This is a genomic window from Geobacillus thermocatenulatus (genome assembly GCF_002217655.1).
Classification (GTDB): domain Bacteria; phylum Bacillota; class Bacilli; order Bacillales; family Anoxybacillaceae; genus Geobacillus; species Geobacillus thermocatenulatus.
This window is the reverse complement of sequence record NZ_NEWK01000002.1, coordinates 1,515,142-1,536,276: the sequence shown is the minus strand read 5'-3', so window position 1 is coordinate 1,536,276 and position 21,135 is coordinate 1,515,142. Positions and strand designations below refer to the sequence as shown.

General features: G+C 50.9%; 17 protein-coding genes, 1 pseudogene and 1 CRISPR repeat array. Of the genes and pseudogenes, 12 read left to right on the top strand and 6 right to left on the bottom strand.

Going from position 1 to position 21,135, the window contains the following annotated elements; translation table 11 throughout:
* Entirely contained in the window at positions 1-765 is a 765-nt protein-coding gene (cas5, locus tag B9L19_RS16755; protein WP_047752357.1) for a CRISPR-associated protein Cas5, read from the top strand.
* Between the two features lie 90 nt (positions 766-855).
* A complete protein-coding gene (gene cas3 / locus B9L19_RS16750; protein ID WP_167372791.1) occupies positions 856-3,264 on the top strand; it encodes a CRISPR-associated helicase Cas3' in 2,409 nt (802 codons plus the stop codon).
* A gap of 508 nt (positions 3,265-3,772) precedes the next feature.
* Here cas3 and B9L19_RS19475 read toward each other — a convergent pair.
* Positions 3,773-3,987 (bottom strand): annotated as a pseudogene (locus B9L19_RS19475) (IS1634 family transposase); the annotation flags it as partial.
* A 454-nt stretch (positions 3,988-4,441) separates the two neighbouring features.
* Between B9L19_RS19475 and B9L19_RS16740 the strand changes: the two are divergent.
* From B9L19_RS16740 to B9L19_RS16700, 9 genes are all read left to right on the top strand, one after another.
* Complete coding sequence (locus tag B9L19_RS16740) at positions 4,442-5,641, top strand: CRISPR-associated protein (RefSeq protein ID WP_047752354.1); 1,200 nt, start codon at positions 4,442-4,444, stop codon at positions 5,639-5,641.
* Between the two features lie 2 nt (positions 5,642-5,643).
* Positions 5,644-6,984 (top strand): TIGR02221 family CRISPR-associated protein, encoded by a 1,341-nt coding sequence (gene csx2 / locus B9L19_RS16735; protein ID WP_047752353.1) that lies wholly within the window; start codon positions 5,644-5,646, stop codon positions 6,982-6,984.
* Positions 6,984-7,889 (top strand): RAMP superfamily CRISPR-associated protein, encoded by a 906-nt coding sequence (locus tag B9L19_RS16730; RefSeq protein ID WP_025948881.1) that lies wholly within the window; start codon positions 6,984-6,986, stop codon positions 7,887-7,889. Before csx2 ends, B9L19_RS16730 begins: the two co-directional genes overlap by 1 nt.
* Complete coding sequence (gene cas10, locus B9L19_RS16725; protein ID WP_089113992.1) at positions 7,886-9,526, top strand: type III-B CRISPR-associated protein Cas10/Cmr2; 1,641 nt, start codon at positions 7,886-7,888, stop codon at positions 9,524-9,526. Before B9L19_RS16730 ends, cas10 begins: the two co-directional genes overlap by 4 nt.
* Positions 9,523-10,653, top strand: a complete 1,131-nt coding sequence (locus B9L19_RS16720) for a type III-B CRISPR module-associated Cmr3 family protein (RefSeq protein WP_025948879.1) — start codon at positions 9,523-9,525, stop codon at positions 10,651-10,653. Before cas10 ends, B9L19_RS16720 begins: the two co-directional genes overlap by 4 nt.
* Positions 10,653-11,540 (top strand): type III-B CRISPR module RAMP protein Cmr4, encoded by an 888-nt coding sequence (gene cmr4 / locus B9L19_RS16715; protein WP_047752350.1) that lies wholly within the window; start codon positions 10,653-10,655, stop codon positions 11,538-11,540. Before B9L19_RS16720 ends, cmr4 begins: the two co-directional genes overlap by 1 nt.
* Before the next feature lie 14 nt (positions 11,541-11,554).
* Positions 11,555-11,959, top strand: coding sequence for a type III-B CRISPR module-associated protein Cmr5 (gene cmr5 / locus B9L19_RS16710; RefSeq protein ID WP_025948877.1), 405 nt, complete (start codon positions 11,555-11,557; stop codon positions 11,957-11,959).
* Between the two features lie 12 nt (positions 11,960-11,971).
* A complete protein-coding gene (gene cmr6, locus B9L19_RS16705; RefSeq protein WP_025948876.1) occupies positions 11,972-13,114 on the top strand; it encodes a type III-B CRISPR module RAMP protein Cmr6 in 1,143 nt (380 codons plus the stop codon).
* A gap of 180 nt (positions 13,115-13,294) precedes the next feature.
* Positions 13,295-14,326: direct repeats of the CRISPR family, unit length 30 nt; unit sequence GTTTTTATCGTACCTATGAGGGATTGAAAC.
* A 342-nt stretch (positions 14,327-14,668) separates the two neighbouring features.
* Positions 14,669-15,715 carry a DmpA family aminopeptidase gene (locus B9L19_RS16700; RefSeq protein WP_047752347.1) on the top strand — a complete coding sequence of 349 codons (1,047 nt, stop codon included), beginning with the start codon at positions 14,669-14,671 and terminating at the stop codon, positions 15,713-15,715.
* 60 nt (positions 15,716-15,775) lie between these two features.
* Here B9L19_RS16700 and B9L19_RS16695 read toward each other — a convergent pair whose 3' ends face one another.
* From B9L19_RS16695 to B9L19_RS16685, 3 genes are all read right to left on the bottom strand, one after another.
* Positions 15,776-17,008: an MFS transporter gene (locus B9L19_RS16695; protein ID WP_025948874.1), complete on the bottom strand. Its 1,233-nt coding sequence runs from the start codon at positions 17,006-17,008 to the stop codon at positions 15,776-15,778.
* A gap of 233 nt (positions 17,009-17,241) precedes the next feature.
* On the bottom strand, positions 17,242-17,895 hold the full coding sequence (locus B9L19_RS16690) for a PspA/IM30 family protein (RefSeq protein ID WP_025948873.1): 654 nt from the start codon (positions 17,893-17,895) through the stop codon (positions 17,242-17,244).
* Positions 17,855-18,379 carry a hypothetical protein gene (locus B9L19_RS16685; RefSeq protein WP_047752346.1) on the bottom strand — a complete coding sequence of 175 codons (525 nt, stop codon included), beginning with the start codon at positions 18,377-18,379 and terminating at the stop codon, positions 17,855-17,857. The genes B9L19_RS16690 and B9L19_RS16685 overlap by 41 nt, the downstream gene beginning before the upstream one ends.
* 178 nt (positions 18,380-18,557) lie before the next feature.
* On the opposite strand from B9L19_RS16685, the gene B9L19_RS16680 reads away from it, so the two are divergent.
* Entirely contained in the window at positions 18,558-18,941 is a 384-nt protein-coding gene (locus B9L19_RS16680; protein WP_241771927.1) for a hypothetical protein, read from the top strand.
* 130 nt (positions 18,942-19,071) lie between these two features.
* Here the strand turns inward: B9L19_RS16680 and B9L19_RS16675 are convergent, their stop codons facing one another.
* A complete protein-coding gene (locus B9L19_RS16675) occupies positions 19,072-20,445 on the bottom strand; it encodes a sensor histidine kinase (RefSeq protein WP_082131151.1) in 1,374 nt (457 codons plus the stop codon).
* Positions 20,435-21,097, bottom strand: coding sequence for a response regulator transcription factor (locus B9L19_RS16670; RefSeq protein WP_047752348.1), 663 nt, complete (start codon positions 21,095-21,097; stop codon positions 20,435-20,437). The genes B9L19_RS16675 and B9L19_RS16670 overlap by 11 nt, the downstream gene beginning before the upstream one ends.
* Between the last annotated feature and the right edge of the window lie 38 nt (positions 21,098-21,135).

The following is a 21,135-nucleotide window of genomic DNA, read 5'->3' as shown; positions in this document are numbered from 1 at the left end:
GTGCAAGTGTTGGAACTTCAGCTTTGCGGCAAGATGGCTCATTTTCGACGTTACTATTCTAATTCCTCGGCACTGACCTATTCAGTCCCACCACGTACCACGATCATTGGCGTTTTGGCAGGACTGTTAGGATATGAGAGAGACTCTTATTACGAAGACTTTTCTTTGGACAAATGCCAAATTGCTGTGTCCAGCCATGCGCCGATCAAGAAAATGATTCAGAAAGTGAATTTGTTAATGGTGAAAAAATGGGATGACTGCAACGGGTCTCAGGAAAATCATAGCCAGACGGCGACAGAGTTGGTCTTGCCTCAGGACATCCGCAACGGATACCTAGATTACCGGGTGTACATCTCTCATCGCAATCCGAAGATTATGCAACGATTGGAGGAGCTTATGGCGGTTTCTACATCGGGAGGCTACGGTAGTCTAGGAATCTCTGTGGCGCTGGGCACCGCTTACAACTTAGGGTGGCTGCAGTATGGGGGCGTCTGGGAAGGGGAAGAGAGAAGAGAAGAGAAATCGGTGATGGTGTCATCTGTATTGCCTGTACACTCCGTGAAGAGCATTGACCTGGCGCCTGTGGCGGAAGGAGCTTATCGATTGGTTAAAGAGGACTTGCCTCTAGAATTTGACAGAGAACGGCGTCTGACGCTCCGGGGCAAAACGAGCGTGATTATTAACATGAACGATTCTCCTGTTTATGCGACCGTCAACACTTATATCGCTTTGAGCAACGGGTGCAATATTGTTTGGATGCAGTGACTTTAAGGACTGGATACGCTTGTTGCGTTCCGGTCTTACTTATCGAATATGAAATTATCGTCTGAGGGGATTGGGAGGGAGGCATTTTGGATGAAGTATTATGCTCACTACGACAGTGTGAGTGAAATAAGGCATCTATTGGCTGAACATCTCCATAATGTTGCTCAAAATGGACAACAATTGATTCCGCCCACTGTACGGTTTCCAAGTCTGGAAAATAGGGATGTGGGAGTTTTAGCGAAAATCATTATGTTTTTGCATGATATTGGCAAGTACACGGACTATTTTCAGTCTCATCTCATGGAAGGGAAAACGTCACTGCTGAGCAGCCATGCTCACATTTCCGCCTGTTTTGCACGAGCGCTTGCAAAAAATTGTTTGGATCATGTTCCCGATCCTGAAAAGCAGGTTTGGGCGTTCATTGCATATCTTTGTGTACGTTTTCATCACGGGAATCCTACCTTGAAAGAATTGTTTTCGAATGACATATGGTCGATCTTGGAGCAACAACATGCCAATCTCAGTCAAAAATGGATAGAAGTTTTAACTGACCTTGGCTTGCAAGAGGATGGAGACTTTCTCCAGTTGCCGCAACATGTTGATTTATGTCAGTGGCGTTCTGATACCCGCCATTTCCTGCACATGCCCCAGCATATGAAAGGGAGATTGCGGAAAGATTACTGGTTTTTTGCTCTATATTACTTTTTTTCTCTGCTCATTGATTCCGATAAACTAGATTCGGGAGGGATCTTGCCTTCTGTTGTGAAGACAGTCCCTGCTGCCCGAGTAACCGACTACATCGGTGCTAAGCATGGAGGAGAGATGTCTTCACCAATGACAGAGAAAAGGGAGAGCGCGCGCCAACAGATGCTATCTGTTTTGAAAGGGTTAGGGGATGAGCAAATTCGCAAGGAAAAATTTTTTACGATCACCGCTCCTACCGGGATCGGAAAAACGCTTGCGTCGTTGGAATGCGCCCTTTACCTACAGCAACGGATTGCTGAATTGGAGGGATACATTCCACGGATTATCACCGCAATTCCCTTCATCAATATTATTGAGCAGAGTCGATGGGATTATGAAGGGGTTTTTGGCAAGGATGCTTATGTGTTGACCCATCATCGCCTTGCTGATTTCAGCTTTTCCGCTGGAGAGAGCGAAGAGTTGCCGCTAGACCAACGCTTGCTACTAACGGAGGCATGGGAAGCCGATGTTGTCTTGACAACGTTCGTCCAACTGTTCCATTCGATCTTTACTAATCGGAACCGTCCGCTTAAGAAATTTCATAAACTGGCTGGAAGTATTATTATTCTAGATGAAGTGCAGGCGCTTCCGGAAAAATACATGCCGCTCATAGGGGCGGTAGTGAGAAAAATGGCAGAATACTACGGAACCCGATTCATTCTAATGACCGCCACTCAGCCTCAATTGTTGGAGCTTGGGGATCGGCTGCTTGGTCAATCGTTCCGCAAGCCTGTAGAACTGCTGCCTAGTCATAGGGAATATTTTTCTAGCTTAACTCGCACTAGGCTCATTTCACAAATCGGACGTGAAAGAAACGGTGAAGAGTTTTTCAACCTCTTTCTGGATACCTGGCAATCGCATCAATCAGCATTGATTGTAGTGAATACTATTCGGAGAAGTAAAGAGATTTATCAATTGTTGAAAAGGGCTCATTCAGAAGGAATATTGAGGAATGTAGAAATTTTTTATTTGTCGACCAATATCGTTCCTTGGCAACGAAATCAAGTGATCGAGGCAGTGCGGGGACGGCTGGATGATCCGAACGGAAATCCTGTGATTTTGGTGTCAACCCAAGCGATTGAGGCGGGGGTCGATTTGAACTTTGATATTGGATATCGCGATCTTGCTCCATTGGGATCGATTATCCAAACAGCCGGCAGGGTAAATCGCAGCGGAGAGAGAGGGGAACTTTGCCCAGTATACGTAATGAGGCTTGGTGATGATGCACAATATATATATGGCTCTCATCATCTCAATTGGACAAAGAAGCTATTGGATATGTATGAAGAAATCCCTGAACCGCTCTTTCCCAGTTTGCTGTTTGACTACTATCAGAAATTAGCAGAACATCTTCCAATGGATGCTTCGCGTGATCTATGGAATGAGGCTGTTTGTCGGCTTGACTTGGACAAACTGAATGAATTTCAATTGATTGAGACGGACGGAGTTGCTGATGTATTTGTTGAGTTAACGAAAGAGGCAACTAAGTTAGCTGATGAGTATGAGCGCGTTATGACAGCGGAAAATATGCCTGTTTACGAAAAAGAGGCAGTTCTCCGCCGTATAACAACAGCGATGAGCCAATATATGGTTCAAATAAGGGCTAATCGGTTGGTGAACAGCCAGCTAGCGGAGTTTGTGACTCGTGGAGGTGTCAAGGGGAATTTCTTTTGGGTGTCGCCCAATGAAGTGGATAAATTTTACGACATGCAGACTGGTTTCAAGGACGAAGGTGGAGAGGCGTATTTATATTAGGGGAGAAGGTAATGATTTAAAAGTTGTCTTATTGTTGTCGACCTCCAATCGCGCAAAAACCTCGGGGGATCGACGACAATGTTTTTTTGTGCCGAAATCCTACAGCCATCACGGCTGAGGCTGTATTGACAGAATTTTTGAAACGTGATATTCTAGAAACAACCCAAAGGGAAAAAGCTTGATTTGATGCGCATGGTTGGGATTTTTATCGTACCTATGAGGGATTGAAACATTGAGGGAGATGGAGAAAAAATCAATATCTTTATTGAGTTTTTATCGTACCTATAAGGGATTGAAACCCCACATGATCAGGTGGATCATGTGGGCTTTTTGGTGTTTATCGTACCTATGAGGGATTGAAACTACAATATAAGCAACGTACAACTCACATTTCGCACCCTAACAGGGCTGAGAGAATTTTTTATTTCGTTTTTTAGAATAACGTTTCGACCAACAAGACTGGCGATGAAAATCCTTTTTTTACCACCACGGATTGTTCCGTATGACGTTACACGTAAATACTCTCATCCATGCCCCCCTGCAAAATCTTCGCTGATCAGAGGCGAGCGGTTTCCCGAACGCGCGTTGGATTTGTCCATCTGGCAGCTCCAATAGAACGACTTTCACATACCAGAACAACTGAAAAATCGCTTGCTCGGTCGGTTGAGTCAGCTTCCGGCCTCCTGCGCCCTTTAGTGGGCGTTCGGGTGTGATGATCGGACGCCAATCGCACGAATTCGAACGTCCATGATGGGAAAACTCCTTTGCGTTCCTTGTGTTGCAAGGTTTATTCGACATGGAGATCAACAATTCTTCGATTTTGGTCGAGAGGGTGCGAAATGTAAGATCTACAGTAAGTGAAACAGAGAAGCATAGGACGCCAAACAGGCCGATTTGCCCCTTTTCCGTCTAACGACCCGTTGTTCTTGTGGGCCATTTTGATGGTAATCGCCCAGGGAGCAGGGACAAAGCGCAGAATGGATGCATTTTATCAGAAAAGGAAGATTGTTTTGTAGGGATTTTCCAATTAAAAAAGACTGGAGATGAGCAGTTTTTCGCAGTCCTTTAGTATCTAAAAGGATAAAAAACTTCCCTTTTATTAGAATAATCGGTATAATTTATATATTGATATAGATATATCTTCCTAACATTACATGAATAGGGAGAGGTGTAAGGATTGTATCATCATATTGTGATTACGTGTGGCGTATCACTGCTAAACAAGAGCGAAAACGTTTTTTCTATGAATCGTGATGAGATTATGGGGGAGATCCGGCCTTGGCTGAATGCGGTGAATATTGATGAGGAGAAAAAAAGGAAAATTGATCAATGGATTCGCCATGCTTGGCAGTTTGCTCATGAGGTTGCCCAGAACCCGAATCGTGTGTCTGCAGAATATTCGATGATGTATGAACTTCGCAGACAAGGGAAGCTGGCCGAGAGGCCGACGGTTGTCCTTATTGTGACAGAAACGGTCGGCGGATGGATTGTAGAAGCGATGTTGACGAGGTTGCTTGAGAAAGATTTTCAAGCAAATGTCCGCATCATGTACGTGGATGTGGATGTGAATAACCCGAGGCGGATGCAGGAGACGCTCGGGGAATATATGAAGACGGTGGCCGATGCCCTTTCGTGCGGAGAACCGTCGACAACTTGTTTCGCCCCAATCGGCGGGTATAAAGTGATGACATCGCTTGGCTACATCGTCGGCGCATTTTTGCATTACCCGACGGCTTATATGCATGAAGATGGACAAGTGTTGCATGAGATTCCCCCTGTGCCTATACATATTGATGAGCAATTTGTTCATGACCACTTTGATCTGTTGCGGAAATGCCAAAAAGACATGGTGGATTCAGCTTCGCTTTCTTATCACGAAAAACAATGCATTCTTCAATATCCGTTTTTGTTCCAGCAAGAGGATGGGCTTGTGTATTTAAGTGCATTTGGACAATTTTTGTTTGAACATGAAAAATATAAACATTTGTTTGCGACCACGTACTTTGTGTCTAAACAAGTGGCCAATATGCTGCAACACAATCATCACCAGTCGCTGTTTGTGCACCAACAAATGCGCGAACTGGTAAAGAAGCTGAAGCATCAAGAAGGAGACGTTGCGGTTTTGTATCACGAAAAGTCATTCAAAGCGATTGATGCCCGAAAAGTGAAATATCATTTGTACAAAGGAGCCAGCAACGGGCAAACGGCGTTCCGTCTCGCTTACCGATATGACGAAAAGGAAGACTGCTTGTACGCCAACTATTTATGGCTGGATCATAACCGATACGAGCGGGAGGCGGAAAGAGGAAAAGGGATTTATGAAGAGGATTCTGACTTTGTGGATATTACGAAACAATTGGCCGGAGTGGGGAGATGAACATGGGAAGAAGGGTGCTGTTGTCTTTTCTTGGGCTGAGCGATTATGAGTATTGTTATTACACGTACGGGGGCGTCACGTCTTCGTATACCCGCTTTATCCAAACCGCGGTCTATGAGTTGTTTCGTGGAGATGAACCGATGGATGTCGTCGTGTTCGCGACGAAAGAAGCCCGGGATCGAAATGGGCAAGATCGAAAAAAAGGGGACAAGCTCCTCGAAGGGATTGATACAGCGTTTCGCCGCATTGCGCCGGAAGCTAACGTGAAAATCGTCGAGATTGAAAGCGGCCAAGACGAGCAGTCGAATTGGCGGCTGTTTGACCGCATTATGGGTGAAATCGAGGAAGGGGATACGATTTATTTCGACATTACCCATAGTTTTCGCTCCATTCCGTTTGTGGCGCTCATTGCATTGAATTACGCCCGTTTGGTGAAACAGGCAGACATTGGGGCGATCGTCTATGGCTGGTTTGAGGTGCTTGGCCGCCCTGTTGATGTCGAGCAGATGCCAGCGGAACAGAGAGTAGCGCCGATTGTCGACTTGACAAGCATGGCGAGGCTGCTCGATTGGACGAACGGGGTCGATCAATTTTTGCGCACGGGGGATGCCTCCATCATCCAGACGCTAACCGCGAAAGAAAACAGCGCAGTGTTCCGCAATCCGTCTTCGACCCAGACGATGCGAAACGAAGTAAAAGAATTAAATCAGTTGACGAAGCGGCTTGATCAGACGGAAAAAGTGTTCCGCACGTGCCGAAGCTTGCAAATCGATGAGGAAGTGCAGAAATTTCATGAACAGCTCGCCCGTGTTCGGTCCTCATCGGTGGAAGCGATTAAACCGCTTGTCCCATTGTTGGATGTGATGGAGAAAAAGTATGCGATGTTTGATGATGACCCGATCATGAACAGCTGGAAAGCCGTGCGTTGGTGCTTGGACCACGGATTGATTCAGCAGGCGCTGACGATGTTGGAGGAAAATGCGGTGACAGCCGTTTGCCGAGTGTTGGGGTTTGATTTGCGGGATGAGAAAATTCGAGGCGATGTTCATTCGGCCATTGAAATTTTATTGCGAGATATTCCGAAAGAGAAATGGCGCGTTCGTTCTGTGGAACTGGTTGAACAAATAATCGATTTCTTATCTCCTTATAAGGGGGATTTGAAACCATTTAGCATGCTTAAAGAGCGGCGCAATGACATCAATCATGCTGGAGCGCGGCCGCAACCGCTAAAGGCGGAAAAGTTTTGGCCCGATGCGGAGCAGTCGTTCCGAGAGCTGGGAGTGTTTTTTGAACGTATGTCAGCGCTCGCAAAAACGATGCAAGTCGCAAAGGAGAATGCGTGATGGCCTATCAGGAAAGCGGGGCAACAGCTGTTGCTCAGTCGTTATATCCGCTTGTTCTCTTGACGCCGGCCGCCATTCACGGCGCTGATCCGAGGGAGAAGGCGGAGTTTCGCCTTCCGTCGTTGCGGGGGGTATGGAGGTACTGGTGGCGGACGCTGCAGGATGAACCTAATCACGAAAAGTTGCTTGCCAAGGAGGAAGAGTGGTTTGGCGGCACGAGGAAAACAAAGCAGCAATCGCCTGTCCATCTCACGTTGGCAAGAGCGATGGAAGGGACAATGAGAGAAAATATTTTGCCGCATCGTACGTCTCCAACGTTTGTTCCGGCGCTTCCTGCCGGCGGGGAGGTGACCGTGACGCTCTCGGTGCGGAAGCGTCATCAAGAGCGATTGGCGCAATATGATTGGCACTTTCAATATATGCTTCACCTCGCCAGCTTCGGACAGCGGTCGCGCCGCGGGTTTGGAGCTGTCCAATGGACGGGGCATCAATGGGATAACGTTGAGGAATACGGTGAGAGTTTGCGTATGACGCTAGAACGCATCGGGGCGGCGGATGCGTTTTCCTTTGCGGCGCACGGCCGCCTTGTGGCACGACGTGAAGACATCGCAACACCTCATCCGGTATTGTCCGCGGTGTGGGTTGGAGAAGGAAAAGAGAGCGCGGCGGAAGTGGTGAAGGTGTTTGGCAGGGCATCGCATGAAGCGAATCGTTATGGCAGCCTAGGATATATGAGAGGGAAAGAAGGAAAGCTTTCTTCCCCGCTATGGTGCACGGTGAGGAAAATCGGAGGCCGCTACTACCCGATTGTAACAGAAGTGAGAAACCATGACTCGTGCTACAGAGAGCCGCGCTATGAGCGGGATCGAAACCGGTTTTTAGAAATTGTTGGGGTGAGGATATGACCAATCGCTATGTTGTCATTTTTACGGTCGGACCTGTGCAGTCGTTTATCGCCTCGGCCCGAAAAACAGAAGATTTTTGGAGCGGGAGTTATATTTTGTCCTATTTGGTGAAAGAGGCGATCAAACGATTGTATCAAGTAAACGCCAACTGTGAAGTCGTCTATCCGCTCGTCACAAAGGAAGAGCTGCGGTCGCCGTCTTTGCGCGATGCTCGCATTGCGTCCATCCCGAACCGTGTGACGGCCGTTATGGAGGGAACAGAAGCGGAGGTTGGCGGTTGGCTGCGCGAAGTGGAACATGATGTTCGCCAACTATTTCTTGACTTTTGCTTTCAAGCGCTTCAACGTGTGTTTCCTCGGCTAAATGATGAAGAGCGAGAGCAGCTTGAGGAGATGATTGAACAACAAGTGCAGTCGTTTCTGGAAGTATACTGGGTGGCTGAGCCGTATGGGTCGTCTGATTCGTTTCGAGCCGTCCGGGAACGGGCCGAGCGGCGGTTGGGGGCGTTGAAAAACGAGAAACATTATATCCCCGTTTCCCAATCCGGCCTTGTTTGTTCCGTCTGCAAAGAAAGAGAAGCGCTGCGGCTCGCAAAGGTTGAGGAAGCGGATCATTTCGGCGACATCAAACGAAAAACGCTTCATCTTTGGAAACAACGTGCAGCGAAATTTCAAGGAGCCGAAGGGGAAGAAGACGACCGCCGCTCGGGACGGATCAAGGACAACGAATTTTTATGCGGCATTTGCTTAGGCAAACGGGTGGCGCGCGATTATTTCTCCACTTTGTTTGGCGCTTCTGTTTTGTCGTTTCCGTCTGTCCTCGAGATCGGAGCGGGCGATTATTACGCTGTGCTCATGATGGATGGGGACAACATGGGGAAATGGTTCTCCGGGGAGCGGAAAGAGGAGTATAGCGAAACGAGCCAAAAGTTGGCGCGATTTGCGAAAGAAGTCGTTCCTCAAATTGTCGAAGAACAATGCCACGGCAAGCTTGTTTATGCAGGAGGCGATGATGTTCTCGCCTTCTTGCCGACCGAGACGGTGCTGAAAGCGGCTGAGGAGCTCCGATTGGCGTTTGGTGATGAACGGAAAGGATTAGGTCATGGAGCGACCGCCTCGTTTGGCGTGGTCATCGCTCACAAAAAGTCGCCGTTCCATCTCGTTCTTAACGCTGTCAGAGCGTTGGAGAAAAAGGCGAAACAGTATTCCAACGACAAGACGGGGCAGCAAAAGGACGCCCTTGCTTTAGCGCTTCACACCCGCTCTGGTGAGATTTCGGAAGCGGTTCTCCCATGGATGATTGGGGGAGAGAAGGTTTCACAATTGTTGGATCAATGGATTAAGCTGTTGAAAACATCCCTGTCGCCGAACTTTATTTTTCATTTCGCTTCCGCGTTTGCCCCACTGCTGTATGAGCGGCACTGTCTTAAATGGGAGAATGGCGACATGCTCGCGACAGAGCTTCGGCGTTTGCTTAAGCGGTCTGTAAAAGAGGGAAGCCATCTGAGCGTCCAAGAGATCGCCCATCACACGCAAGTTCTTTTGTCTTTGCATGAAGCGGTTCGCAGCGGCTATGACTTTTTGTATCTGTTAAAGATATTGACCTTTTTCAAACGGAGCGAGGGGAACGGGCAATGACAAAATTAGTCTTGACACCGGTAGACACGTTTTTCTTTAAAAACCATCATGCGACGCAAGCGGGGGAGGCGACGGTGATGGAGTCGATATTCCCTCCGCGCCCGAATACGATTTACGGCGCGCTGCGGGCGGCGTACATTTATGCGTACAGCACGTTTGACGACTTTGCGACGGGCAGTGATGAACAGGTGAGGAGATGGATGGGCACCCCGACAGAGCGGGGGCAGTTCTATCTCCATTATTGCACGCTGGCGAAAGAAGACGTCTTGTTCTTTCCCCTGCCCTTTGATTATCAAGTCATAGAGGAGGAAAAATCGCTCAAAGCGTATCCATTGCAGCTTGTCCGAGACCGGAAGCTTTCGTCATCTTCTTCAATGTGGCGACTTGCTTCTTCACGGCGCGACAAAACGAAAAGTCCACAGCACTATTACGTCCCGATGGAGGAATGGAAGCAGGCGCTTCTGGAGAATAAGCCAATCTCTTCCCTTTGTTCATTGTCATCGTTCATCGCTTGGGAAGATAAGGTGGGAATTCAACTCGACACGTCCAGCCGAACAGCCCAAAAGGGGCTTTTATACCGGGTGGCGAAAGGGCGTTTTGTAGACGGGGCGTCCCTTGTCGCTTTCGTCGGTGATGGACCGGATTTCTCTGATGTCAAGTGGGCTCGGATCGGCGGGGAAAACCGGCCGTGGTCTGTCCGCCAGCAGCCGGAAACGCTTCGTATATGGAATCCGGACGAGAAAAAGAGGATTGAACAAGACATCGAGCGGACGAGGCTGGCAAAGATTATCTTTTTGTCCCCTGCGATTTTCGCCAACGGCTCTCGTCCGATTGCGATGGACGGTGATCGGTGGACATGGCCGAACGGAGCGGTGGTGACATGGCTTGCCGCTTCCATCGGACGACCGGAGTTGTACGGAGGATGGGACATCGTCCGACACCGTCCAAAACCGCGAAAATGGATGGTTCCAGCGGGTTCTGTCATTTATGTGAAGATCGAGCGGGATGATGATTTGCCCCATGTCTTTTCTGCCCTTGACGGTGTTCATTTCACTGATGAAGGAGCAGAGGAAGGGTTTGGGTTTGCGGTGATCACGAGTGCAAAAGAAAGCGAGGAGGAGTTGTAATGTATTCGATCGTACGGCCTTTTCTTATGCATGCCATTACGTCTGTCCATGCGGGGAGCGGGAGCGAGATTGGGTTTGTCGACTTGCCTATCCAGCGGGAGAAGCATACAGGATTTCCAAAAATCGAAAGCTCCTCGCTCAAAGGAGCGCTTCGGTATCATATGACAGAGTCGCTTCCTGAAGATAGGAAGAAGCTTGAACTGATTTTCGGCGCGGACAAAGGACAGGAAAGCGTCACACAAGCGAGCGCCATTGCTCTGAGTGATGCACGCGTTTTGCTGTTTCCGGTTAAATCGCTTCGAGGTGTATTTGCTTGGATTACGTGCCCGTGTGTGATTGAGCGGTGGAATCAAGAAATGAGCGTCCATCAGCAATCGATCGGGAAGGAAGTTCCCCTTCTTCCGGTGCCTGCACCGAACACGGTCAGCTCCGATCGGTTGATGGCGGTCAATGGACGCATTGTGCTGGAGGAGTATGCGTTTTCGGTCACCGTCTCTTCTGAAGCGAAACAGCTGGCGGAACAACTTGCCGCCCTCCTTGGGGAGCATTGCCGCCTTCGACTTGTAGATCGACTTGTTGTTCTCTCCGACGACGATTTCACTGATTTCGTCAAACTGTCGACGGAAATTAACGCGCGCATTCGCATTTCGCCGGAGACAGGAACCGTTGACAACGGTGCGCTTTGGTATGAGGAAAATGTTCCGCCAGAAACAGTTTTTTACAGTTTCCTCTACATTGGTGATGTACGGGGAGACGGAATAGACGGTCTTGAGAAGGCAGCGGATATTGAACGGTACTTTCTGAATGAAAACAAATTTCCATCCGTCTTTCAGCTTGGCGGGAACAGTACATTAGGTCGCGGAATGATGAGAACGATTTGGGTGTGAACGGAGGAGGAGCCATGGAAACAAACGTGAAGCGTGTGGGGATTGAAAACGGGCGAGCCTCATTTGCGTTTCAAGAAGTGAAGCAGGCAAAAGAACGATTGAGAGGAAGCTTCGAAAACTATCGTTCTTACGTTAAAAAAATGCCGTCCTTAATTCAAGTCAACGGTCTCGGACAAGCATTGGCGTTTTGTTTTCAAAAAGGGAAGGAATACAAGATGATTTATCAATCACTTGCAAAATGGATGAAAACACAGTTTCCTGATCAATTTTCGATGAAAAATCAAGAATTCGTCGAAGTTGTTGTAAACCTATCGAGCGCTGATTACCGGTTATGGACGATGGAAGCAATGGCGCTGTTAGATTGGATGCGCAAATTTGCCGATGGGATGGCGAAAGACGATGCAAAGGCGGAAGAGTAAGGAGGGGAGGGCATGCTTTTTCATCCAAAGGACACTCTAGAAGTCGTGCAAAAGGCCAATAAATCGATCGGGCATTTGGCGTACCATCTCCATTATTTTATTGAGCATCGGTGGAATGACCGTAAAAAAGTGTGGGAATCTTCGAAACAGTTGAAATCCGTCCCGATTCTCCCAGAGCTGAAAGAGGTTGGCGAGCAGCTACGGGCGCAGCGAGAACAGGCCATGGTGGAATGGGCGCAAACAGGGGGAGTCAAGAAGCTGAAAGCTCGCCTCTCTGGCCGAATTGTCCACGGATTGGGCGCGGGGCATGTCCGTGAGACGTCATTGACGATCCACCCCGTGTACGGCCTTCCTTACATCCCTGCTTCCAGTTTGAAGGGCCTTGTCCGCCATTGGTTCATCGAGGCGTATTGCGAAGGGGACGAGAAACGGCTCAGCGAGCATGAAGATGGATGTACGATTTTTGGGATACAAGACCATAAAGGACAGGTGCAGTTTTACGACATCTTTCTCATCGATGGCTTGCGGTTGGAAAAGGATGTGCTCGCTGTACATATGAAGGAGTATTATGAAGGAAAAAAAGCTGCGACAGATAATCAAAAACCTGTTCCCGTTTCGTTTTGGACGGTCATGGCTGCAGAGGTGGACATTTATTTGACGGCTCATGGCTTTCGAGACGATGAAAAAACTACCCGTTTGTTAGAGGCAGCATCGTTATATACCAAACAGGCGTTGATGGAATGGGGCATCGGTTCGAAAACATCGTCGGGATATGGCCGATTTTCTGAGGTGGACGATGTGACAGAAACGGAATTCCTCCCATTGGTGCAAAAAGAACGTGCCCGCCTTGAGCGCCAGAAAATCGAGCAGGAAATGCTGGAGCGGAAGAGACGCGAGGAAGAAGAACGAGCAAGGCTGGCCCTCCTCTCCCCCGAAGAACGGCTTGTGGCCGAAATTGAGCGGCTGACTGACAGCGAAACGGATAGGCAGCGAAGCAAGGATAGCCTTTACCAACAGGTGATCGAGCAGCAAAACAAACAAGCCGCCGTTGCGTTGCAGGCGTATTGGAAACGCATCAGAGAATGGGGAAAAGCCGTTAGCAAAAAGCAAAAGCAAAAAATGGACAAACTTCAACAACTGTTGGAGGAAAAGTGAGGGTCTTGCGATTGTCGTCGACCCCCAATCGTGCAAAAAAACCGGGGGATCGACGACAATGTTTTTTTGTGCCGAAATCCTACAGCCATCACGGCTGAGGTTGTATTGACAGAATTTTTGAAACGTGATATTCTAGAAACAACCCAAAGGAAAAAGCTTGATTTGATGCGCATGGTTTGGGTTTTTATCGTACCTATGAGGGATTGAAACGTAGAAACGGTGTGTGCAACGCCCTAGCGCCGCACGTTTTTATCGTACCTATGAGGGATTGAAACTAATTCGATTGACTGAAGAAACGAAAAATAAGTTTGTTTTTATCGTACCTATGAGGGATTGAAACTTGAAGGTACGTGGAAAGACATGTCTCCTAAAAGTGGTGGTTTTTATCGTACCTATGAGGGATTGAAACACGTATAAATTCCCCAACCAGAAAACCGTTGGGAAGGTTTTTATCGTACCTATGAGGGATTGAAACCCAACAGCGAAACGTCTTCATACACCTGTTTCGCCCGTTTTTATCGTACCTATGAGGGATTGAAACTCACCTACAAGCGCTCATCGTGACATACTCCCGCCACCTAGTTTTTATCGTACCTATGAGGGATTGAAACAATTTTTCACAGAACGAAGAACCGAAGTAAGCAAAAGTTTTTATCGTACCTATGAGGGATTGAAACCTTTCTCGACTTTTGCCAACTCTGCCGCCAACCAATCGTTTTTATCGTACCTATGAGGGATTGAAACAATTGGTGTTCTTCCGCATATCATGCACCGATCGCCGAGTTTTTATCGTACCTATGAGGGATTGAAACTATTCCGAAATCAACATCTATCTCAATGGATGTTTGTTTTTATCGTATCTATGAGGGATTGAAACATGCGGCTGAACAGTACCTCAAAAATGCCACAGGCGTGTTTTTATCGTACCTATGAGGGATTGAAACATGAAATCCAATCAATGAAAAGGGGTGCATGAACTGTTTTTATCGTACCTATGAGGGATTGAAACCGCCTGTAGGCGTCGAAGTGGGGGTTTCTTGTCGAGTTTTTATCGTACCTATGAGGGATTGAAACAAATCAAATCTCCAAGCCGTATAATGATGGATGAGGTTGGGTTTTTATCGTACCTATGAGGGATTGAAACTCGCAAACGCTCAAACAATGTTAAAGATTTAGGATTACGTTTTTATCGTACCTATGAGGGATTGAAACTCGGCCTCAAAACGTTTCTTGAGATACTGATGTTAGGCTTTCATCGTACCTACGAGAAATTGACCCTCTCCAACTCCCGTCTCCCACCCATATTTGAATCACGCTTTCATCCGCACAATTTTTCTCTTTGTGTGCTGTCTTCGCTGGCAATATGGAGAAGACCCGCCATCTTCCCTTGATCCTCGCCACGCGCAAAACTTCTTCTTCGTTCTGTTTTTCTCGCGGCAGCTTTGTTCGATGCGCTATACTTGATAGAAGGAGCAACATTTGTTTGCTTCCAGATGGGCGTTTGTTTTTGCCTTTTCACGATGGGTATAGCCAACAAAGGGAAGGGGAACGGTGATGCGGTGCAAGCTTCGCGATCTCGGTTTTTCCATCGGCACGCTTCCGACAGGGGAGCGCAATCAAATCACCGATGTGCCCGGGGTAAGGGTGGGGCACGTGACGATTCGGGAAGAGATGGACGAACGGACGGTGATCCGCACCGGGGTGACGGCGGTGCTGCCGCACGGGGGCAATTCGTTTTTGGAGAAAGTGCCTGCAGCTTGTTTTGTGTTGAACGGGTTTGGGAAAACGGTGGGGCTGGTGCAAGTCGAGGAGCTCGGGATGATCGAGTCGCCGATTATGCTGACGAATACGTTCAGCGTCGGGGAAGTTTGGCAAGGGACGCTTGAGCATATGCTTGCGATGACGCCAGAGATTGGAGATGTGACGAGGTCAGTCAACATTGTTGTCGGGGAATGCAATGACAGCTATTTGAACACGGCGCGGGTGATGGCGGTGACGAAGGAGCATGCGAAAGAGGCGATTGCCGCGGCGCGGGTGGAGATGGAAGAAGGCGCGGTCGGAGCAGGGACGGGGATGATGTGTTTCGGTTGGAAAGGGGGAGTTGGCAGCTCGTCGCGGGTCGTGAGCGGGGGATATACGGTCGGGGCGCTGGTCGTGAGCAATTTCGGACGGCGTGAGGAGTTGCGGTTCGTGCCGTATGTGCCGCCGTCGTTCGATGAACGGGATGTGCCGCCTGGGTCGATTATGATGATCGTCGCGACTGATGCGCCGCTCGATGCGCGGCAGTTGAAGCGGCTGGCGCGGCGGGCGGCGGTGGGGCTCGGTCGGACGGGAAGCTGTGTCCATCACGGGAGCGGCGATATTGTCATTGCGTTTTCCAATGCTTATACGATCCCGCATGTTTCCGATTCTGTACTGCAATCTGTTCCGCCGCTCGTCCGCGACGATGCGCCGCTGATGAACGAGTTGTTCCAAGCGGCGATTGAGGCGACCGAGGAAGCGATTTGGAATTCGCTCACGACGGCTGAGACGACGACGGGACGGAATGGACGGGTTGGGGAGGCGATGCCGTATTCGCTGCTTCGACGGATGGGGGAATGATGGACAACGGCCTGAAGGGGCTCCCCTCAGGCCGTTTTTTCATTGCCCTTGGCCGCGCTGTCAGTGCCGGATGTGAAGGCGGTGCGCCCAGGCGGCGATTTTTTCTTTCATTTCTTCACGCCATGCCCGGTCGTGGGCGGTGTATCCGACCAAAGCACCTGTGGCGATGAGGAGCAGCCCTGACAAGGCGAAAATGGCGGAAATGGACGCGAATCCTGCAATGGCCCCCGCTGCCGTCGGGCCAGCGAGGTTGCCGAGGAAGCGGGAGCTAGCCGTGACGCCGAACACCCGCCCTTGGATGCGGCGCGGGCATTGCGCGTTGATCAGCGCTTGAAGGGCAGGCCATACCCCGCCAATGACAAGCCCTTGCAAGAAGCGCCAAACGTACAATTCATAAAGATGATCTGTCCATACTTGCGGCAAGGCGAACAGGCCGGACAGAACAAGCAACATCGGCAGCATTTTCCCCTGCCCGATCCGGTCGCCGAGCTTGCCTAAATACGGCGCGCCGATGATGGTGGCGATCCCTGTGATCGAGGAGGCGAGGCCCGATAGAAATGCGAGATTGCGAGAATGGCCGACGAGCGATTGGACGAAAATCGTCATCATCGAGTTGACGCCAAGAACGGCGATTTGCACGAGAAAGGTGGCGACAAACAAGATGACGAGCGGCCGATGTGCGAATACTTCTTTGAAACTGGCGTGGTGCTCTTTCGTCTGCGGCGCGACGGGATCTTTGTCGAGCCAAAAGACGACAGGAAGCAATGTCGCCAAAATGCAAAACCCGGTCACGAGAAACACCGGGCGGAAACCGAACCAATCGGATAAGGCGCCGCCGATGAGCGGCCCGATGATGTTGCCGGCGATGCTTCCCGTCTGCAGCGTCCCGAGCGCTTCGCCGCTATGGTCTTTTGGCACGACGCGCGCCAAGTACGAAAACGAGACGGTGATGAATCCGGAGAAAAAGCCGACAAGGAATCGGAGGGCAAGCAACGCCATCGGCGAATGGGCGAATGCCATGCAGCTGGTGATCAGCCCCATGCCAATCCCCGCACGGATGAGGTTGGCGCGTTGGCCGTACTTGTCGGCGAACATGCCCCAAATCGGCGCCATGATGGCCGCCGACAAAAATGTCGCCGAAAAGACAAGACCGGTCCAGACGCTCAACGAATGATGCTCGGTGACGCCCATTTCCCACAACAGCAGCGACAAAAACGGAATGACCATCGTCATTCCCGCCGACACCATGAAATTGCACAGCCAGAGGATGCGGACGCTTCGTTTCCAGTTCACGGCAGGTCATCTCCTGTATTCTTTCGTCTCTCTAACAATTTTAGCACGATGGAAAAACAAAGGAAACGATTTTGCTTATCAATGGGGCAAGACCATGACCGTAAGGCATCATGCAGGCTTGTCGCGGGCTGCATGTGCTTTTGGCCGCCGCTTGTCCAAGGGAGTGAAACAAACGACTCCCCCTTGCCAACTCGGCAAGGGGGTGATCTATGTCAAAAGGGGGGAGGGGGCAATTAGGCGTTATGCGCTTGGGCGTCTTTCCATTTCGCCAATTCACGTTCCACTTCTTCTTCAAACGGCACAGGGGACAACACGGCGTTCGTTCCGAATCGGGCGGCTGCCGCTTCGGCTTCTAGCGCGATGACGCGCTCTTCCATGCGGGCGAATCCGCGCAGCGCCTCGTCGGCGGAAAAGGAGGCGAGCGCCGAGTCGATTTGTTTCAACGCTTGCGCGGCGTTGACGCGGGCGGCGAGCTCCAGTTGTTTGGCGGAAAGTTCGTCATACCGCTCGCGCAATTGGTTGAGCCGGTTGGCGACTTCCGCCGTTTTCGCTTTGATGGCGTCGTATTGTTGTTTGTACGCCTCCAGCTTTTTCTCATACAACAGCTTGTCGCGCAAAGCGAGTTTGGCGACGGCTTCTTCGTTGCGCTCGAGCGCCAGTTTCGCCTGGCGGCTCCGTTTTTCAATCGTCGCCTCCGCTTGGGCGATAAGCGTCTCGTAGCGCCGCTCGGCGACCCATTGTTGGGCGAGCGCCTGGCGTCCACGTTCGAGCTGTTCTTCAAGTTCACGCAAATATTGTTTCGTCATGGCGACAGGGTCTTCCCAGCGGTCGATTTGTTCGTTCACTTCAGCGAGAACGATCGTCTTCATTCGGCGAAAAATGCCCATTTGTTTGTGCCTCCTTTTGAATCGTTTTTTCCCATTCATCAAGCCAATCGGCGGAAACGGATGGCGTCGCTGGCATCAACGCATCAACGGCGGACGGTTTGCGCCCTTGGCGACGCCCCAAGGTGTACACCGCGGCCAGTGCGAGCAAAATCAACACCCATTTCGGCAGCAACGCCGCAATTCCGAGCGCGACGAGCACCCAGCCGATCCAGCGCTTCGACCGCGCCGCAGCGAGCCACACGACCCCGGCGGCGGCAAGCAAAAGAGGGATGAGCCACTTTAGGAACAACATCGGCATCATCCAGCCTTCACGCCGCTCCATGATGAACTCCCGATGGGGATGACCGAATCCATTCGGCATGCCGTCAAACGGAGCGCCCGGCCGCCCGTGCGCCATCACTTCATGCGGGGCGAGAACGTGAAACAGGCTGACCCCCGCAAGGGCAATAAGGGCGAGCAGAAAAACTGCCCGAGCTTTCTTCAATCTCGTCACCTCCTTTTGTGTGGTGGACTGGCTTACGGTTTGTATTGTAGAAGGGGAAGGAGAAAATTAGGTGAAAAGCGAATGTTTTTTGAAGGAATTTTGCGCATATCCTCCATTAGGGGATCCACGCAAGATAGACGGTGATGTTCGCATGACATGGTGGGGAGGAAGGAAAGACGTGGTTCGGTCGCATGGGATTGATGTGGTCGGCGCTTTGTTGGTGTTGTGGTTTTCCTTTTTGTTTTCTACGTTTAACGTGGGGTACTATGCGTACGGCTCGTTTCTCGCATTTGCCATCGGCTCGTTGATCGTCGGCCTGGCGAGAATTCGATGGCATCCGCAGGCGCGGTTCGGCGGTACTCTGATCGGTTCGCTCCTCCTCATCGCGGTGTCTGTCCTCATCATCCGCCTGTTTCCGATCGAAATCCGCGATGCCGGCGACTTGGTCATGCTGTATATCAACGCGGTCGTGAATGCGTTGATATATTTCGGCATTCTTCACTCCCTTCACCTGTTGCATCGCCTGAAGCAGGGTGACGTTCCGTTTGTGAAAAAACGTTGAAGTGTGGAAACGGCTTTTCATCTGGCCGCCAGAATCAAAAGGTGTCCCGACTCAGCTGGGACACCTTCTGTTTTAGAGGCAAAGTATGAACACGCCTTGCCGCCTGCCAATGGCAAGCGCGCCCTGCCGCCTAAGCAGGCAGACGGACGAGAAACTCCGTCCCTTGCCCGAGTTGGCTTTGGACGTGGATCGTGCCGCCGTGGGCGTCGACGATCCATTTGGCGATCGACAGCCCGAGGCCGTGGCCGCCTTGTTGGCGTGAGCGCGCTTTGTCGACGCGGTAAAAGCGGTCGAAAATGCGGCCGATGTCTTCCGGCGGGATGCCGATGCCGGTGTCTTTGACGGAAAGGAACACGTGCTTTGGCTCGGTGCGGATCGACAGCGTCACCTCGCCGCCTTCGGGGGTGTATTTGATCGCGTTGTCGAGCAAAATGTACAACAGCTGCGTCAATTTGTCCGGGTCGGCGGTGACGAGCGCTTGCTCGGGAGCGTGAAAATGCACCGTAATCTGTTTTTTCGCCGCCAGTTCCGACATGAGCTGGAACGTGCGCTCGGCGTGCGGGCGGAAATCGAACGTTTGTTTCGAAAGCTCCAGCGCGGCGTGTTTCGCATCGGCGCGGGCGAGCGTCAACAAGTCGTTCATCAATTTCGTGATTCGCTTTAATTCGTCACGCAGGCGGTCGAGCAAGCGGCGGGCAAAGTCGTTTTTCATCACATCCTCCTCGAGCGAAAGCGCCTCGACGGACGAGAAGACGACGCTCAGCGGCGTCCGCAGCTCGTGCGAGGCGTCGGCGACGAACTGGCGCTGCCGCTCGTACGCCTCTTCAATCGGCGCGAGCGCGCGCTTGGACATAAAGAAGCTGAGCGCGACGCCGACGGCGAGAAACAGCACCGCCAAGCCGATGAGCACAATGAGCAGCCAATGGAACACGCCGAAAAACGACGTGACATCCATGCCGATATACAGCATGCCCACGAAATCGCCGTGAATGACGAGCGGACGGGCGGCGGCGAGCACGCGCCAGTCGCGGGTCGCTTCGCGCGCGAGGCCTGGCATATGTTCCGGCAAAGAGACGCTCATGTAGGCGGGAGCGCGCTCATTTGCCTTGAGATGGGACAAGGCGTTTAAAAAATACGGACGCAGGCGCGGGTGGACTTCATCCCCGGCGAGCAAGCCCCCGTCCGGGCCGATGACGTAAAAAAAGAGTTGGTCTTCGCTTAACAAAATGACATTTTCATCATCAAACAAGTCGAAATTGCTTTGCTTGAGCAGCACTTGTTCGATCGTATTCGCCTCTTGCTCGGCGAGGCGGCTGATGCGCCGCTCTTGGTCAGAAGTGGCGATCCAGTAAAACAAGGCCGCGGCGATCATGACAAACAAGGCGAGAAACAACGTGAAAATGCCGCTGTAGAGCGCCGTCAGCCGCCAATGGGCGCGGCGGAACAAGTCGGCGCTTCCTAGGCGGCGCAGCCAGTCGCGCCATTCGCTCCAGTTATTTTTCAATTTTATACCCCACTCCTCGAACAGTTTGAATGACATCGTCTTTCAACTTTTTGCGCAATAGCTTGATCGTCGCGTCGATCGTTTTCATCGATACATCGGCGTCCCATCCCCAGACGCGGTCCAATATCGTTTCGCGCGGCACGACTTGCCCTTGGTTTTGCACGAGCAAATCGAGAAGCTGAAACTCGCGCGGGGTGAGGAAAATCTCTTCATCGCCGCGATGGAGCGTATGGCTTGTCCGGTTTAAGGTGAAGCCGTGAAACGCCACTTTTTCCTCTTGAAGCGGGACGAACGTGCGCCGGGCGAGCGCCTTGAGCCGTGCGACGAGCTCGTCGATTTCAAACGGTTTGACCAAGTAATCGTCCGCTCCCGCCTCAAGCCCGGTGACGCGGTCATGGACGGCGTCTTTCGCCGTCAGCATCAAAATCGCGCCTGTATAGCCGTTTTGCCGCAGGCGGCGGCACACATCGACCCCATCGCCGTTTGGAAGCATCCAATCGAGCACGACGACATCGTAAAACTCCGCCATGGCGTAATCGTACGCATCTTCCCCTTCCTGCACCCAATCGATATGGCCGATGCCTTTCTTTTTCAATAAATGAACGATCAGCTCCCCTAGGTGAAGATCGTCCTCGGCCAGCAAAATTTTCATCGCCATTCCTCCCGTTCTGTCTCTCTTCCTTCTTATCA